The following is a 13,449-nucleotide window of genomic DNA, read 5'->3' as shown; positions in this document are numbered from 1 at the left end:
GACCCCTGTCAGCCATCAGCAGAACAGCTGCAGGACGTCCAGATCGCCGTCGGCGAGGAAATCCACGCACAGGCCCACCAGCATCAACACGCCAGCGGTGCTGGCGCCGTGGGCAATGAAGATGGAATGGGCCAGCGCGCGCGCTGAGCGGCCCAGCTTCATGCAGACCCGGGCCAGGCTGCGCAGGCGGCCACTGACCGCGTGCACGTGCTCGCGCACCGGCGCCTGGGCCTCGCCCATCGCCTCGGCCATCATCGCCTGCAGGTGCTCGGGGCGGTCGGCGTAGTACTTGGCCACGCCATAACCGAACATCAGCCAGTCGCGGGCCTGCGCTTCGGACAGATCCATCACTTCCAGCGGGTCTTCCTCGAAATCGATGAAGCCGACCTGCTGTCCATCCCAGGTGAGATTGCGCGGCAATGGCTGGCCGAAATAGGCGCCGCGCGCATGCGCTTCGGCAATCGCCTGCATCGCCGCCATCACCAGCCGATCGCGACCGGCCTCGTCGGCTTCGCGCAGACAGGTACTGAACGAGCTGCCGTTGTCGCCGATTACCAGGGCGGCATGGCCGGTGCCCAGCACGTCAGGCACGTTCACACCCTGCGCCTGCAGTTCTGCAAGGCGGCGGGCTTCGGTTTCGCGTGCGGCGTCACCCCCGCGGTGCGGCGGCGGGCGCAGGGCATCGAGATGGAAACGGCGGGCAACAAAATTGAGCAGGCCCAGGGCCATTGCTCGGCTTCCCTTGCCGTACTGCTTCAGCCAGGCGCGCTGCCCTTCGATGACGATGGGCTCAACCATGACAGGTCCTCCTTAAACGCGTTACGGCCCCAGAGGGGCCGCAACGACAAAGCTTCACATTGTCGTAACTGGCACTATCAATAGCGCAGCAGGGCCGAACCCCAGGTGAAGCCGCCACCAAAGGCTTCCAGCAGCAGCAACTGGCCACGCTCGACCTTGCCCGAACGCACGGCAGCGTCCAGCGCCAGCGGCACCGAACCGGACGAGGTGTTGCCGTGCTTGTCGACGGTCACCACGACCTGGTCCATCGACATGTCCAGGCGCTTGGCAGTGGCTTCGATGATGCGCAGGTTGGCCTGGTGCGGAATCAGCCAATCCAGGTCGGACCTGTCCAGGCCGTTGGCAGCCAGGGTTTCGTCCACGACCGAGTCCAGCGCCTTGACGGCGTACTTGAACACGTCGTTGCCCTTCATGTTGATGGTGCCGCCACCGTTGGCGCCGTCCTTGAAGCCGGTCGAAACGCCGACCGGGTTCCACAGCAGTTCCTTCTTGCTGCCGTCGGCATGCAGGTGGGTGCTGAGGATGCCGGTGTCTTCGTCGGCCTTGAGCACGACAGCGCCGGCGCCATCGCCGAACAGCACGCAGGTGGTGCGATCGTTCCAGTCGACCATGCGGGTCAGCGTTTCGGTGCCGATCACCAGCACGTGCTTGCAGTCGCCGGAACGGATGAATTTGTCGGCCACGCCCAGCGCGAACACGAAGCCGGAACAGGCTGCGTTGACGTCGAAGGCGGGGCACCCGGCCACACCGAGCTTTGCCTGGATCAGGCACGCGGTGGACGGGAAAATGAGATCAGGGGTGGTCGTGCCGACCACGATCATGTCGAGCTGCGAGGCATCGATGCCTGCGGCTTCAAGCGCGCGCAGAGCGGCGTTGTAGCCAAGGTCGCTGGTGGTTTCGCCTTCGGCCGCGATGTGCCGTTCACGAATTCCGGTGCGCGACTGGATCCACTCATCCGAGGTTTCGACCATTTTTTCCAGGTCGGCGTTGGTCAGGACTTTTTCCGGCAAATAGCTACCGGTGCCCGCGATCCTCGAATAGATCCGCTTGCTCATCATGTTTCCTGTTGCGCGGGCCGCCGATCACCGGCACGCCCGGGAAAGAAGGCAAAGGCCGCTGCCCGGAGGCAGCGGCCTTCCCGGCACATCAATCTTCTTCGACGGCCGAGGTCTTGGTCTGGATGACCTTCTTGCCGCGGTAGAAACCGTCGGCAGTGATGTGGTGACGCAGGTGCACTTCGCCGGTGGTCGGGTCGGTCGACAGCTGCTTGGCGCTCAGGGCGTCATGGGCACGACGCATGCCGCGGCGGGACGGGGTGACACGGGATTTCTGCACAGCCATGGGATTGCTCCAAACTCGGTTCGATTTGCTTCGTCGTATCGTCGCGCAGGACGCCAGCGCCCAGCACACTTTCGCTTTCGCCGCAGCCGCCGACGACAATCCGGCTGCTATTGTTTCTTCAGTGCTGCCAACGCCGCAAACGGGTTGGCCTTCTTCGTTTCTTCTTCGCTCGGTGCCCAGTCCTTGTCGACTGCCTCACCGTCGGGCGACAGCGGCACCACAGGCACCGCCAGCACCAACTCGTCCTCGACCAGGTCCAGCGGGCGGAGCTGGCCGTCTTCCGGCACCAGCAACGCCTCGTATTCCTCCGGCAGGGACGATTCCTCGTCCTCGTCGCGGATCAGGCCAAGCCTCTGGGTCATCTTCACCGGCAACAGGAATCGCTGCATGCTGCGCTGACAGGTCAGCGGCAACGCGGTGTCGATGGTCAGTTCCACATAGGATACCCGCAAGACGTCGTCGCGACCGAATTCAAGCGAGTAGACACACTCGCCGTCGGTATCTGCGACCAACCCCTGCAGGCGGGTCAATTCAGCCAGGGAGACCTGGCCGTCGAAGCGCCTTCGCGCTACAACCATCCGCCAGGCATCCAGCGTTTCGGGCACGTTCGCGGACATAAGCCGCTGAATACTAAGGATCGCACCGCCCGCTGTCAAATGCCCGCCCTACAGGACTTGCTGCTGGCGCCATGGACGGGCCAGACTGCCGCGCCCTGCCCCGGTATTGTCACATGTCACTGGTCCTGGCCTCCACCTCCCGCTACCGCCGCGAACTGCTGGAACGGCTGGGCCTGCCCTTCGACTGCGCACGTCCGGACGTGGATGAGACTCCCTTGAACGGGGAGGCTCCGCTGGCCCTGGCCACCCGCCTGGCCGCCGCCAAGGCCGCCGACGTGGCCGCCCGCCATCCGGGCGCCTGGGTAATCGGCTCGGACCAGGTAGCCGACCTGAACGGCCAGCCGCTGGGCAAGCCCGGCACGGTCCAGGCGGCCTGCGCGCAGCTGGCGGCGATGTCCGGGCAGACGGTGCGCTTTCACACCGCGATCAGTCTCAGGCGGGATGGAGAATCCCTCGCCACCCTGGATCTGACCGAAGTGCGCTTCCGCGTGCTGGGCCCGCAGGAAATCGCCCGCTACGTCGCCGCCGAGCAGCCACTGGACTGCGCCGGCAGCTTCAAGTGCGAGGGCCTGGGCATCAGCCTGTTCGAGGCAATCGACAACCGCGACCCGACCGCGCTGGTCGGCCTGCCACTGATCGCGCTGTGCGGACTGCTGCGCCAGGCCGGGTACGCGGTGCCCTGAACTGTAGAGCCGAGCCCATGCTCGGCTGCCTTTTTTCGAGGCTGCCTGCCATCTGAATCAGAAGCAGTCGAGCATCGGCTCGGCTCTACAGGACCAGAGGGCCTCACCGAACCTCGAACGGCTGCTCCTGCCACGCCTCGACGCTGCCGTCGCGCCCGTGCAGGCGCAGGCCAAGCCAATGCCGCCCAGGCGCCAGCGTGGTGGTATCCAGCGATGCGTCGAAGCCCACCGCCGGATGCTGCGGGTCGGTACTGTCCGGCCAGGCCTGGCGGATGTCGAACACGCGCCCGTAACGGGCATCACCGATCGGACGGCCGTCGACCAGCACTTCGATGCGCGCCAACCCGACGCCATCCTTGAATGCCCAGCCCTTGATGGCGAGTGTTCCGGAGACCGTTTCACCGTTGGACGGCGCATCCAGCCAGGCCATCGCCGGCGTCACGCATGACCCCTGCGCGCGCTGCACCGGCAGCCGGAACAGCAGGAACCGCTGGAAACCATGATCGCTGCTGACCACGCGCGGCGCCGGCAGCGGCCCCACCTGCTCGCAGATGGCGTGATAGCGCGCCAGCAGATCGCGGTAGCGCTGGTCGCTGGGTGACAACACCAGCAGCATCGGCGCGCTGCGCGGGCCCTCGTGCAGCAGGCCCCACTGCGCCAGCTGAGCGGTCCGCCCATGCTTGTCGTTGAGCGGATGCGGCAACACCTCGATATCACCATTGCCCAGCTGGAAGCCCAGCTCGGCACCGACCTTGAAGTTGCCCGCCAGGACACGCGTGCCCGGCGGCATCTGCCGCAGTTCGTCGCGCACCGCTACGGCCAGTGGCTGCCAGCCGGCAAAGTTGCGCGGGTAATACTTGCTGCCAGCCATCTGCTCGCGCAGCGCCGGCGTGGACGCCATCAGGTAGTAGCCAAAGGCCAGCACGGTGCCTGCAGCCGCCAGCCACCAGCCGGTACGGCGCAGCCAGCGCGGCCAGCCGTTGAGGACCACCGGCACGGCCACCAGCAGCGCCAGGTAGCCCGGCAGCGGCCAATGGAAACTGATCCGCTCGACATCGGTGAAGAAGCCCAGCAGGAAGATGCCCAGCGTCGACACCCCGCCCACCAGGCCGAAATAGCGCCACTGCACCCGCGCACCACCGCCACTGCGGGTACCCGCCAGGGCGACCTTCCACATCGCGATGCACAGGATCGGGGTCACCAGCATCGGCTGGATCACCAGGAACCACAGCCCCTCCCACTCGAACGTCCACGGGTGGCGCTCGACCACCTGGAACTTCAGGCCGGCATCATGGTTGTCTGCATTCCACGCCAGCAACGGCAGCCAGGCCAATACACCCACCGCCAGCGCCACCCATACGCGCGGGTCGGCCAGCATGCGGCGACCCTGCGGCAACGCCAGCAGCGCAATGAAACCGACACCGATGACACCGATGAAACGGTAGTGGCTGAGCGCACCGATCAGCAGGCCCAGCGCCAGCTTCATCGCCGACGACGCATCCACGCTGTGCAGCAGGCGTGCGCCTGCATGCAGGCAGATCACCGCGGCCAGTGCCATCGGCACATCCGGCACCGCCAGCAGGCCCAGCGTGGCCGACAGTGGCATCAGCAGGGTCAGGCTGCCCGCCTGCCAACCGGCCACGTTGCCGAACCAGCGTGTGGCGATGCGCACCACCAGCAACGGCAGCAGCGCACCGATGGCCAGGAACGGCAGGCGCAATGCGAGTACGTGATGGCCACCGATCTCCACGCCCAGGCGTGCAAGCCACGCCGTCAGCCCCGGCAGGTCGGAATAGGCAGCGGCCAGGTGCTGGCCTTCCTGCCAATAGAACGCCTCATCGACGAACAGCGGCAGGCGCGCGGCCACCACCAGCTTGGCCGCTGTGATCAGCGTCCACAACCAGAGAAAAATTGTCCGCGCGCGCTGTTCGCCTTGCATTGCTCTATGGATAATCGAGTGGATTCCAGACCTGAGACGATCATGCCAGCCTCGTCCCCCAATCCCAGCATGCTAACCGATCAACTGCGCCAGGCCCTGCGGGAGGCACAGGATCAGGTGAACGCACTGGTGCTGGGCAAGGTGCCGGAAGTCAGGCTGGCCTTTGTCGCCCTGCTTTCCGGCGGCCACCTGCTCATCGAAGATCTGCCTGGCCTGGGAAAGACCACGCTGGCACATGCATTGGCCAGCAGCCTCGGCCTCAGCTTCCAGCGCGTGCAGTTCACCTCCGACCTGTTGCCGGCGGATGTACTGGGCGTTTCCGTGTACGAGGCCGGCAGCCGCCAGTTCCAGTTCCACCCGGGGCCGGTGTTCACCCACGTGCTGCTGGCCGATGAGATCAACCGCGCACCGCCGCGCACGCAGAGCGCGTTGCTGGAAGCGATGGCCGAGCAGCAGGTCACCCTGGATGGACAGACGCATCCGCTGCCCGACCCGTTCTTCGTGATCGCCACGCAGAACCCGGTCGATCTGTCCGGCACCTTCCCGTTGCCGGATTCGCAGCTGGATCGTTTCCTGCTGCGGCTGGCGATGGGCTACCCGAGCGCGCAGGCCGAGCGCGAGCTGCTGCGTGGCAGCGATCGCCGCGACCTGATCGCACGCGCCGTGCCGAAGCTGGACGACACCCAGGTGCGTGCGCTGCGTGAAGCGGTTGGCCAGGTGCATGCCAGCGACGCACTGATCGACTACGTGCAGGCACTGCTGACCCGCAGCCGCCAGCACGCCGGTGTACGCGTGGGCCTGTCACCGCGCGCCGGACTGGCCCTGCTGCGTGCCGCCAGGGCGCATGCACTGCTGCTCGGCCGCGGGCATGTGGTGCCCGAAGACGTGCAGACCCTGTTCGTGGCCGTGGCCGGCCACCGCCTGGTGGCCGAGGCCGAATCCAGCTCCGGGCCGGCACTGGCGCGGGCGATCCTGCAGACCGTCGCGGTGGACTGAAGGTGGCCACACGCTGGGCACGCATGCAGCTGCTGGCACGCCCACGCAGGCCCGAAGCCTTGCCGCAGCGACTGGATCGCCATCGCATCTATGTACTGCCGACCCGCTTCGGCCTGTTCGTCGCCACCCTGCTGTCGGCGATGCTGCTGGGCGCATTGAACTACAACAACAACCCGGCCCTGCTGCTGGCCCTGTTGCTGGCCGCCGCGGCGATCGCCAGCGCCATCGCCGCGCACCTGCAGCTGTCCGGCATACAGATCGATGCAATCTCCGCCGAACCGGTACCGGCCGGGCATCCCCTGCGCCTGCGCGTGGACCTTTCGCTGCGCGACCCGCGCGCGCGCCATGGGCTGCACCTCCAGTTGGGCGCAAGCGAGACCTGGGTGACACTGCCTGCACACGGTCGCGGCGAAGTGGAACTGGATGTCCCCAGCGAGCGCCGCGGCTGGCTGGAACTGCCCCGCATCCGCCTGTCGAGCACGCAGCCGCTGGGGCTGGTGCGGGCATGGTCGTGGGTGTGGCCGGAGCAGCCACTGCTGGTCTATCCACTTGCCGAGGCACTGGCACCGTCGCTTCCGGAAAGTGGCAGCGATCCACTGCACACCCGCGCCCATGCCAGTGGCGATGAGCTGCACCAGCTGCGCCCCTATCGTGCCGGCGACGCCCCGCGCAGCATTGCCTGGAAACACTCGGCACGCCGCGACAGCCTGCTGGTACGCGAGTACGAGAAGCCGATCGGCATCGAAGTGGTACTGGACTGGCGCACGCTGGCACCGTTGGGCCATGAAGCGCGCATCGCGCGGCTGGCACGCTGGGTCGACATGGCCGAACGCGAAGGCCGTCGCTACACGCTGCTGCTTCCGGCCCATCCACCGTTCGGCCCCGGCCAGGGCGCCAGCCACCACCATCTGTGCCTGCGCGCACTGGCGTTGATGCCCCATGACTGAGCCTGCCGTCCTGCTCGATCGCAACGCCCGAAGCTGGACCCTGGCCAGCGCAGCGCTGGCGCTGCTGCCACTGCTGCTGCAGCTGCCGCCGGTGCTGGCCATCGTGATCGCGATCGCCGCCGTGCTGACCGCTGCGCTTTCGTGGCGGCGGGTGCTGCCGATGCCGGTTCGCCTGCTGCTGGTGTTGGCCATGCTGGCCACCATCGTCTGGCAGATGGGCATGGTGCGGCCGGGCCGCGATACCGGCTGTGCCCTGCTGGCGGCGATGCTGGCGATCAAGTCCAGCGAACTGCGCAGCCTGCGCGATGCACGCAGCCTGCTGGGATTCGCGCTGTTCTCGCCGTTCGCGGCCTTCCTGCTCGACCAGGGACCGCTGACCACCGGACTGGCGGCGCTGGCCGCGGTTGCCGCACTGCTGGCGCTGCAACGCCTGGCCCAGGACGAGGGCCACAGCCCTCGCCTGCCGCTGCACGGGCAACTGCGTGGTGTCGGCCGATTGCTGGGCATCGGCCTGCCGCTGGCCCTGGCCTGCTTCTGGCTGTTCCCGCGCTTGTCCACGCCGTTGTGGGGCGTACCCGAGCGAGCGGTAGGTACACCGGGCCTGGCTGACAGCATGGCGCCGGACCAATGGCTGGACCTGATGGCCGACGACACCCCGGCGCTGCGCGTGCAGTTTTTCGGTGCGGTGCCCGAGCCCGCGCAGCGCTACTGGCGCGGCCCGGTGCTGACGTCGTTCGACGGCCACCGCTGGAGCCGCGATCGCGCGACGGCCCGGCGCCCCGCCCCGGTGGTCGAAGCTGCCGCACAGGGATGGGACTACCAGATCGACTACGAGCCCACCGACCGTCGCCTGCTGGTGGCGCTGGACCTGCCCAGCCGCGCACCGGAGGGCAGCAGCTTTGATGCGGACATGAGCCTGCGCAGCGACCGCACGCTGTCCGCGCTCAGCCGCTGGCGGTTGCATTCGGCACCTCCGCAACGGTTCGACACCGATCTGTCCCCCTACCTGCGCCGCGCCGCGCTGCAGATTCCGCCCGGCTTCAATCCGCGCACCGCCCAGCTCGCACAGCAATGGCGGCAGGAGGCTGGCGACGACGACGAGGCCATCGTCCGCCGTGCGCTGCAATGGATCACCCGCGACTTCTCCTACACGCTGGAAACGCCGGTGGCGGGACGGGATCCGGTCGACGATTTCCTGTTCAACTACAAGGCAGGCTTCTGCCAGCACTTCAGCTCGGCCTTCGTGGTGCTGATGCGCAACGCCGGCATTCCGGCCCGGGTGGTGACCGGCTTCGCGGGTGGCACCCGCAACCGCATCGGCGACTACTGGGTGGTGCGGCGCATGGATGCCCACGCCTGGGCCGAAGTCTGGCTGCCGCAGCGCGGCTGGGTCCGGGTCGACCCGACTGCGGCCGTGGCGCCGGAACGCATCCTGGACACGCTGGACGACCGCCTGCAGGCCGGCACGGAGACCCCGCTGCAGCAGCGCTGGCTGCAGCTGGGGCAGATGGGCGACTGGCTGCGCCGCGGCTGGAACGACCTGGTGCTGTCCTTCGACGCACGCCGCCAGCAGCAACTGCTGAAGCCGTTCGGGATGGATGATCTCGGGCCGGCGCAGCTGGTGACCGGCTTCGTGGCCGCCGCCCTGCTGGCACTGGCGTGGATGGCCTGGTTACTGGCCCGCGGCGAGCGCGAGCGCGACCCGCTGCTGCGCGCCTGGCACCGGCTCGGGCGGCGGTATGCGCGCCTTGGCCTGGCCCGCGCGCCCCACGAGACCGCACGCGACTGGTCTCGACGGGTACACGCCCAGCGCCCTGATCCAGCCCTGCTCGCACTCAGCCAGCGTTTCGCCGACGCGCGTTACGCTGGAACTTGCACCGACCTCGCTTCATTATTGCGGGACCTGCGCAGGCATCGCCCGACTTCCGGAGCCTCCCCATGAACACCAAGTTCCTCCTCACCGCTGTGGCCACGCTGGCCCTGTCGGCCTGCGCCACGGCCCCCAAGCCGCTGCAGGGACAGTTCAGCCTGGTTTCCCCGCGCGACTCGGTCGCCACCCAGCAGGTCGGCACGCCGGTCCGTTGGGGCGGTCGCATCATCGAAACCAAGCCCGGCCAGGGCGAGACCTGCTTCCAGATGATCTCGCGCCCGCTCAACGCCAGTGGCCGCCCGAACACCACCTCGTCCGACGCCAGCGACGGCCGCTTCATTGCCTGCCGCGCCGGTTTCTACGACCCGGCCGTGTTTGAAGCCGGCCGCGACGTGACCTTCATCGGCAAGATCGACGGCTACCAGAACACCCGCATCGGCGAGTACGACTATCGCCTGCCGAAGCTGTCGGCCGATGTGATCTACCTGTGGCCGGAACAGCGCCAGGTCGATGTGGTGCCCTACCCCTATGGCCCGTGGGGCCCGGGCCCGTACTGGGGTGGCTACGGCCGTTGGGGCTGGTGGTGATCGCCACCGCACAGGCATGACGGAAAAGGCCGCCCTCGGGCGGCCTTTTCTCATTTGGTGGATCCACACCGTACGCGGACGCCCAGCGCTCAACGCCCCGGGGTACCGAAATGCCCCAGCGGCGCACCCGCCAGCAGATGCATGTGGATGTGGAACACGGTCTGCCCGGCATGCTCGCGGCAGTTCATCACGATGCGGTAGCCGTCCTGCGCGAAACCCTCGCGGCGCGCGTATTCGGCAGCGGCCAGGGCCAGCTTGCCGATCAGGTGCGCCTGCGACGGCTGCAGGTCGTCCAGGGTCGGGATGATCTCGTTCTTCGGAATGAACAGCACGTGCACCGGCGCCTGCGGTGCGATGTCCTTGAAGCCCAGCACCTCGTCGTCCTCGTAGACGATGGTGGCCGGGATCTCGCGACGGATGATCTTGCTGAAGAGAGTTTCGTTGCTCATGGTCGGCCTCGGCGGGAGTGTCTTCCGCATTGTAGGCCGGCCGCGCCGGGCGATGCCCGGGTGGCGCTCAATCGCGGAATTCGCTGCGCGTTCCGAACGCGTGCGACAGCGTGCCGCGGTCAACGTATTCAAGCTCGCCGCCGAGCGGCAGGCCCTGCGCCAGCCGGCTGGGCTGCACCTTGCGCGCGCGTGCCAGCTGCGCGAGGTAATGCGCGGTGGCTTCGCCTTCGACGGTGGCACTGGTGGCGATGATCAGCTCCTGCACCTCGCCCTCGGCCAGCCGCTGCTCCAGCTGTTCCAGGCCCAGCTCACGCGGGCCGATGCCATCGAGCGGCGACAGCCGGCCCTGCAGCACGAAGTAGACACCGCGGAAGCCGGTGGCGTTCTCGATGGCCAGTCGGTCGGCCGGCGATTCGACCACGCACAGCTGGCTGCGCTCGCGGCTGCTGTTGGCACAGGTCGGGCACAGCTCGGTTTCGCTGAAGTCGCGGCATTGCGCACAGTGGCCGATGCGCTCCACCGCCAACGCCAGGGCTTCGGACAGTCGCTGGCCACCTTCGCGCTCGCGCTCGAGCAGGTGGTAGGCCATGCGCTGTGCGGTCTTCTGGCCGACGCCAGGCAGCACCCGCAGTGCGTCGATCAATTGTTCAAGCAGGGGTGCGGACACGGCTTCATGCTTTCATGGCGTCGAGCAGGCTCGACAGCTACGTATGGAGCCGAGCCATGCTCGACTGAGGGTTGCAGCGGGCGCCTGCAGCAACAGGCGCCCCGCCAGAAATCAGAACGGCAGCTTCATGCCCGGCGGCAGCTGCATGCCGGCGGTGGCCGAACCCATCTTCGACTTCGACTCGGCATCGATCTTGTTCGACGCATCGTTGAAGGCGGCGGCGATCAGGTCTTCCAACATCTCCGGGTCACTGGCCAGCGACGGGTCGATGCGCACCTTGCGGCATTCCTTGGCGCCGGTCAGGGTCACGCTGACCATGCCGCCACCGGCACTGCCGGTCACTTCGATCTTGGCGATTTCTTCCTGGGCCTTCTGCAGGTTTTCCTGCATCTTCTGGGCCTGCTGCATCAGTTGGGCGATATTGCCGCGCATAGTGTCTTACTCGTCAAAAGAACGGATGGAATCGGAAACAACCCGGGCACCGTGCTGTTGGATCAGCACCTGCACTTCCGGATCGTCCATGAAAACAGCCTCTGCCACCTGCTGCCGCTCGCCACGCTGGCGATCGGCACGTTGGTGCAGGGTCTCGGCCGGAACGTGCTCGGTTTCCACGGTCTCGACCACGATCTTCGGCGCCTGGCCAAGGGCCTTCTGCAGCATCTCGCCCAGGGCAGCCAATGCGCGCTCCGAACGCAGGTATTCAAATCCGGGCGAAAGGCCCAGTTTCAAGGTGCCGTGCTGGCAGCTGATGAAGGCGGCGTTGGCAGCCAGCTGCCGCGAGGGGCCGCTGAGACCACTGTTGGCGACCAGGTCCAGCCAGTCTTCGGCAGTGGCCAGCTCGCTGACACCTTCCTGAGGCGCCGCATCACGCGCCGGGGCCGGTTCAGCCGGTGCAATGGCAATGCCTTCGGCGCGGAACGGGCGCTCCGGCGGCACAGGCTCGCTGGGGACCGTGGCGGGCGCCGGCGGTTCATGCCAGGGCGCGACCATGGCGGCGTCCGGGCCAGCCATCTCGACCGCCAGGGCCTCATCACGCGCCTCGGCTTCCTCGGTGGCCCACGGCGGCAGGTCATCGCCTGACTCTGCAGCGATGGCGGACGCCGGGGCCTCCGCCTCTGCCTTCACCGGCGGCGGTGCCACGGGCTCTTCCACCGGAACCGGCTCGGGCTCAGGCGTCGGATCCGGTTCCGGTTGCGGGGCCGGCTCAGGTTCGGGTTCAGGTTCGCGCGGTGCTGCCTGTACCGGAGCGGCCACCTGCGCCTCCGCGGCCGGACTGGCCGAAGCGGCGGCCGCGGCCGGCGTCGCTTCGTGGCTACCGGCACCGGCGCCACCACCGGCAGCGTTACCGCCCGGCGTGCCACCCACCGCACCGTCGACGGCCTTCGGCACCGGCGGTACCGCTGCGGCCGGACGGAACGCCAACATGCGCAGCACCGCCATTTCAAAGCCCGCACGCGGGCTCGGCGCCAGCGGCAGGTCTCGGCGGCCATTCAAGGCCATCTGGTACCAGAGCTGCACCACTTCCGGGCGCAAGCGTTCGGCGAATGCCGCGACATCCAGGCCTTCCGCGGCAGCGGCACCCGGCACCAGCTGCTGCACCTGGATGCGGTGCAGGCCTTCGGCCAGTGCTTCCAGCACGCCACTCCAGTCCGGCGAGAATTCGGCCAGCGCGCCCACTACCTGCAGCAGGCGCGGGCCATCGCCCTCGGCCAGCGCATCGAGCATCGCCGCCACCTGGGTGCGGTCCACGGTGCCCAGCATGGTGCGCACCACGTCCTCGCGCAGCGCGCCGCCGGCATAGGCGATCGCCTGGTCCAGCAGTGACAGGCCATCGCGCAGGCTGCCATCGGCGGCCTTGGACAGCTGCACGATGGCGCTGCCGTCGGCCTCGATCTCTTCTGCCGCCAGGATGCGCGTCATCTGGCCCTGAATCTGATCTTCGTCCAGGCGCTTGAGGTTGAACTGCAGGCAGCGGCTGAGCACGGTGACCGGCAGCTTCTGCGGATCGGTGGTGGCCAGCAGGAACTTCACGTGCTCCGGCGGTTCTTCCAGCGTCTTCAGCAGCGCATTGAACGCCGCCTTGGACAGCATGTGCACTTCGTCGATCAGGTAGACCTTGTACTTGCCGCGCGAGGGCATGTACTGCGCGTTCTCGATCACCTCGCGCACGTCATCCACGCCGGTGTTGGACGCGGCGTCGATTTCCAGCAGGTCGATGTAGCGGCCGGCGTCGATGTCCAGGCAGGCCGCGCACTGGCCGCACGGGTCGGCGCTGGTGCCCTGCTCGCAGTTCAGCGACTTGGCGAAGATGCGCGCGATGGTGGTCTTGCCCACGCCACGTGTACCTGTGAACAGGAACGCATGGTGGACCCGGCCGCTGTCCAGCGCATTGCTGAGCGCACGGACCACATGCTCCTGGCCCACCAGCTCGGCAAAACGCTTCGGACGCCACTTGCGGGCAAGGACGAGATAGGACATCAGGCCACCGTTTTCCATCGGATGTTCCATTGTGCCACGCCTGTCCAGCCCCCTCGCCCCCCATGGCCATGGATACG

At 67.7% G+C, this 13,449-nt stretch carries 14 protein-coding genes; 5 read left to right on the top strand and 9 right to left on the bottom strand.

From position 1 onward, the window contains the following. Positions 1-15: 15 nt before the first annotated feature. The 4 genes from EGM71_RS04640 to EGM71_RS04625 all read right to left on the bottom strand — a co-directional run bounded on the left by EGM71_RS04640 (position 16) and on the right by EGM71_RS04625 (position 2,756). Entirely contained in the window at positions 16-798 is a 783-nt protein-coding gene (locus EGM71_RS04640; RefSeq protein ID WP_188488074.1) for a serine/threonine protein phosphatase, read from the bottom strand. Between the two features lie 77 nt (positions 799-875). Further along, a complete protein-coding gene (locus EGM71_RS04635) occupies positions 876-1,853 on the bottom strand; it encodes a beta-ketoacyl-ACP synthase III (protein ID WP_188488072.1) in 978 nt (325 codons plus the stop codon). Positions 1,854-1,944: 91 nt separating this feature from the next. Further along, entirely contained in the window at positions 1,945-2,139 is a 195-nt protein-coding gene (gene rpmF / locus EGM71_RS04630; protein WP_004154640.1) for a 50S ribosomal protein L32, read from the bottom strand. 107 nt (positions 2,140-2,246) lie between these two features. Beyond that, positions 2,247-2,756, bottom strand: coding sequence for a YceD family protein (locus tag EGM71_RS04625; RefSeq protein ID WP_100439456.1), 510 nt, complete (start codon positions 2,754-2,756; stop codon positions 2,247-2,249). A 113-nt stretch (positions 2,757-2,869) separates the two neighbouring features. Between EGM71_RS04625 and EGM71_RS04620 the strand changes: the two genes are divergently transcribed. Next, positions 2,870-3,439 (top strand): Maf family protein, encoded by a 570-nt coding sequence (locus tag EGM71_RS04620; protein ID WP_188488070.1) that lies wholly within the window; start codon positions 2,870-2,872, stop codon positions 3,437-3,439. Between the two features lie 103 nt (positions 3,440-3,542). Here EGM71_RS04620 and EGM71_RS04615 read toward each other — a convergent pair whose 3' ends face one another. Beyond that, positions 3,543-5,378, bottom strand: coding sequence for a glycosyltransferase family 39 protein (locus tag EGM71_RS04615; protein ID WP_188488068.1), 1,836 nt, complete (start codon positions 5,376-5,378; stop codon positions 3,543-3,545). Between the two features lie 42 nt (positions 5,379-5,420). Between EGM71_RS04615 and EGM71_RS04610 the strand changes: the two genes are divergently transcribed. Genes EGM71_RS04610 through EGM71_RS04595 form a run of 4 tightly spaced genes read left to right on the top strand, consistent with a single transcriptional unit; the run spans position 5,421 to position 9,778 of the window. Further along, on the top strand, positions 5,421-6,374 hold the full coding sequence (locus EGM71_RS04610) for an AAA family ATPase (RefSeq protein WP_053496073.1): 954 nt from the start codon (positions 5,421-5,423) through the stop codon (positions 6,372-6,374). A gap of 23 nt (positions 6,375-6,397) precedes the next feature. Next, positions 6,398-7,321: a DUF58 domain-containing protein gene (locus tag EGM71_RS04605; RefSeq protein ID WP_188489745.1), complete on the top strand. Its 924-nt coding sequence runs from the start codon at positions 6,398-6,400 to the stop codon at positions 7,319-7,321. Continuing rightward, positions 7,314-9,263, top strand: a complete 1,950-nt coding sequence (locus EGM71_RS04600; RefSeq protein WP_188488066.1) for a transglutaminase TgpA family protein — start codon at positions 7,314-7,316, stop codon at positions 9,261-9,263. Before EGM71_RS04605 ends, EGM71_RS04600 begins: the two co-directional genes overlap by 8 nt. Continuing rightward, the gene (locus tag EGM71_RS04595) at positions 9,260-9,778 is read left to right on the top strand and encodes a Slp family lipoprotein (protein ID WP_188488064.1); all 519 of its coding nucleotides are present in this window, start codon (positions 9,260-9,262) and stop codon (positions 9,776-9,778) included. The genes EGM71_RS04600 and EGM71_RS04595 overlap by 4 nt, the downstream gene beginning before the upstream one ends. An 89-nt stretch (positions 9,779-9,867) precedes the next feature. Here EGM71_RS04595 and EGM71_RS04590 read toward each other — a convergent pair whose 3' ends face one another. The 4 genes from EGM71_RS04590 to dnaX form a co-directional block, all read right to left on the bottom strand. Further along, a complete protein-coding gene (locus tag EGM71_RS04590) occupies positions 9,868-10,227 on the bottom strand; it encodes a histidine triad nucleotide-binding protein (RefSeq protein ID WP_014036181.1) in 360 nt (119 codons plus the stop codon). Positions 10,228-10,294: 67 nt separating this feature from the next. Beyond that, positions 10,295-10,894, bottom strand: a complete 600-nt coding sequence (gene recR, locus EGM71_RS04585; RefSeq protein ID WP_049443379.1) for a recombination mediator RecR — start codon at positions 10,892-10,894, stop codon at positions 10,295-10,297. A 111-nt stretch (positions 10,895-11,005) separates the two neighbouring features. Continuing rightward, complete coding sequence (locus tag EGM71_RS04580; RefSeq protein ID WP_004154630.1) at positions 11,006-11,326, bottom strand: YbaB/EbfC family nucleoid-associated protein; 321 nt, start codon at positions 11,324-11,326, stop codon at positions 11,006-11,008. A gap of 6 nt (positions 11,327-11,332) precedes the next feature. Next, positions 11,333-13,372, bottom strand: coding sequence for a DNA polymerase III subunit gamma/tau (dnaX, locus tag EGM71_RS04575; RefSeq protein WP_188488061.1), 2,040 nt, complete (start codon positions 13,370-13,372; stop codon positions 11,333-11,335). Positions 13,373-13,449: the final 77 nt, after the last annotated feature.

Origin of the sequence: Stenotrophomonas maltophilia (genome assembly GCF_006970445.1) — a bacterium.
Classification (GTDB): Bacteria; Pseudomonadota; Gammaproteobacteria; order Xanthomonadales; family Xanthomonadaceae; genus Stenotrophomonas; species Stenotrophomonas maltophilia_AU.
Note: the sequence above shows the minus strand (reverse complement) of the source record. Positions and strands in the feature narration are given on the sequence as shown.

Coding starts and splice junctions, on each gene's coding strand:
- rpmF (WP_004154640.1), bottom strand. CDS start 2,139: ATGGCTGTGCAGAAATCCCGTGTCACCCCGTCCCGCCGCGGCATGCGT.
- EGM71_RS04595 (WP_188488064.1), top strand. CDS start 9,260: ATGAACACCAAGTTCCTCCTCACCGCTGTGGCCACGCTGGCCCTGTCG.
- EGM71_RS04620 (WP_188488070.1), top strand. CDS start 2,870: ATGTCACTGGTCCTGGCCTCCACCTCCCGCTACCGCCGCGAACTGCTG.
- EGM71_RS04615 (WP_188488068.1), bottom strand. CDS start 5,378: ATGCAAGGCGAACAGCGCGCGCGGACAATTTTTCTCTGGTTGTGGACG.
- dnaX (WP_188488061.1), bottom strand. CDS start 13,372: ATGTCCTATCTCGTCCTTGCCCGCAAGTGGCGTCCGAAGCGTTTTGCC.
- EGM71_RS04605 (WP_188489745.1), top strand. CDS start 6,398: ATGCAGCTGCTGGCACGCCCACGCAGGCCCGAAGCCTTGCCGCAGCGA.
- EGM71_RS04610 (WP_053496073.1), top strand. CDS start 5,421: ATGCCAGCCTCGTCCCCCAATCCCAGCATGCTAACCGATCAACTGCGC.
- EGM71_RS04625 (WP_100439456.1), bottom strand. CDS start 2,756: ATGTCCGCGAACGTGCCCGAAACGCTGGATGCCTGGCGGATGGTTGTA.
- EGM71_RS04580 (WP_004154630.1), bottom strand. CDS start 11,326: ATGCGCGGCAATATCGCCCAACTGATGCAGCAGGCCCAGAAGATGCAG.
- EGM71_RS04640 (WP_188488074.1), bottom strand. CDS start 798: ATGGTTGAGCCCATCGTCATCGAAGGGCAGCGCGCCTGGCTGAAGCAG.
- EGM71_RS04600 (WP_188488066.1), top strand. CDS start 7,314: ATGACTGAGCCTGCCGTCCTGCTCGATCGCAACGCCCGAAGCTGGACC.
- EGM71_RS04590 (WP_014036181.1), bottom strand. CDS start 10,227: ATGAGCAACGAAACTCTCTTCAGCAAGATCATCCGTCGCGAGATCCCG.
- EGM71_RS04635 (WP_188488072.1), bottom strand. CDS start 1,853: ATGAGCAAGCGGATCTATTCGAGGATCGCGGGCACCGGTAGCTATTTG.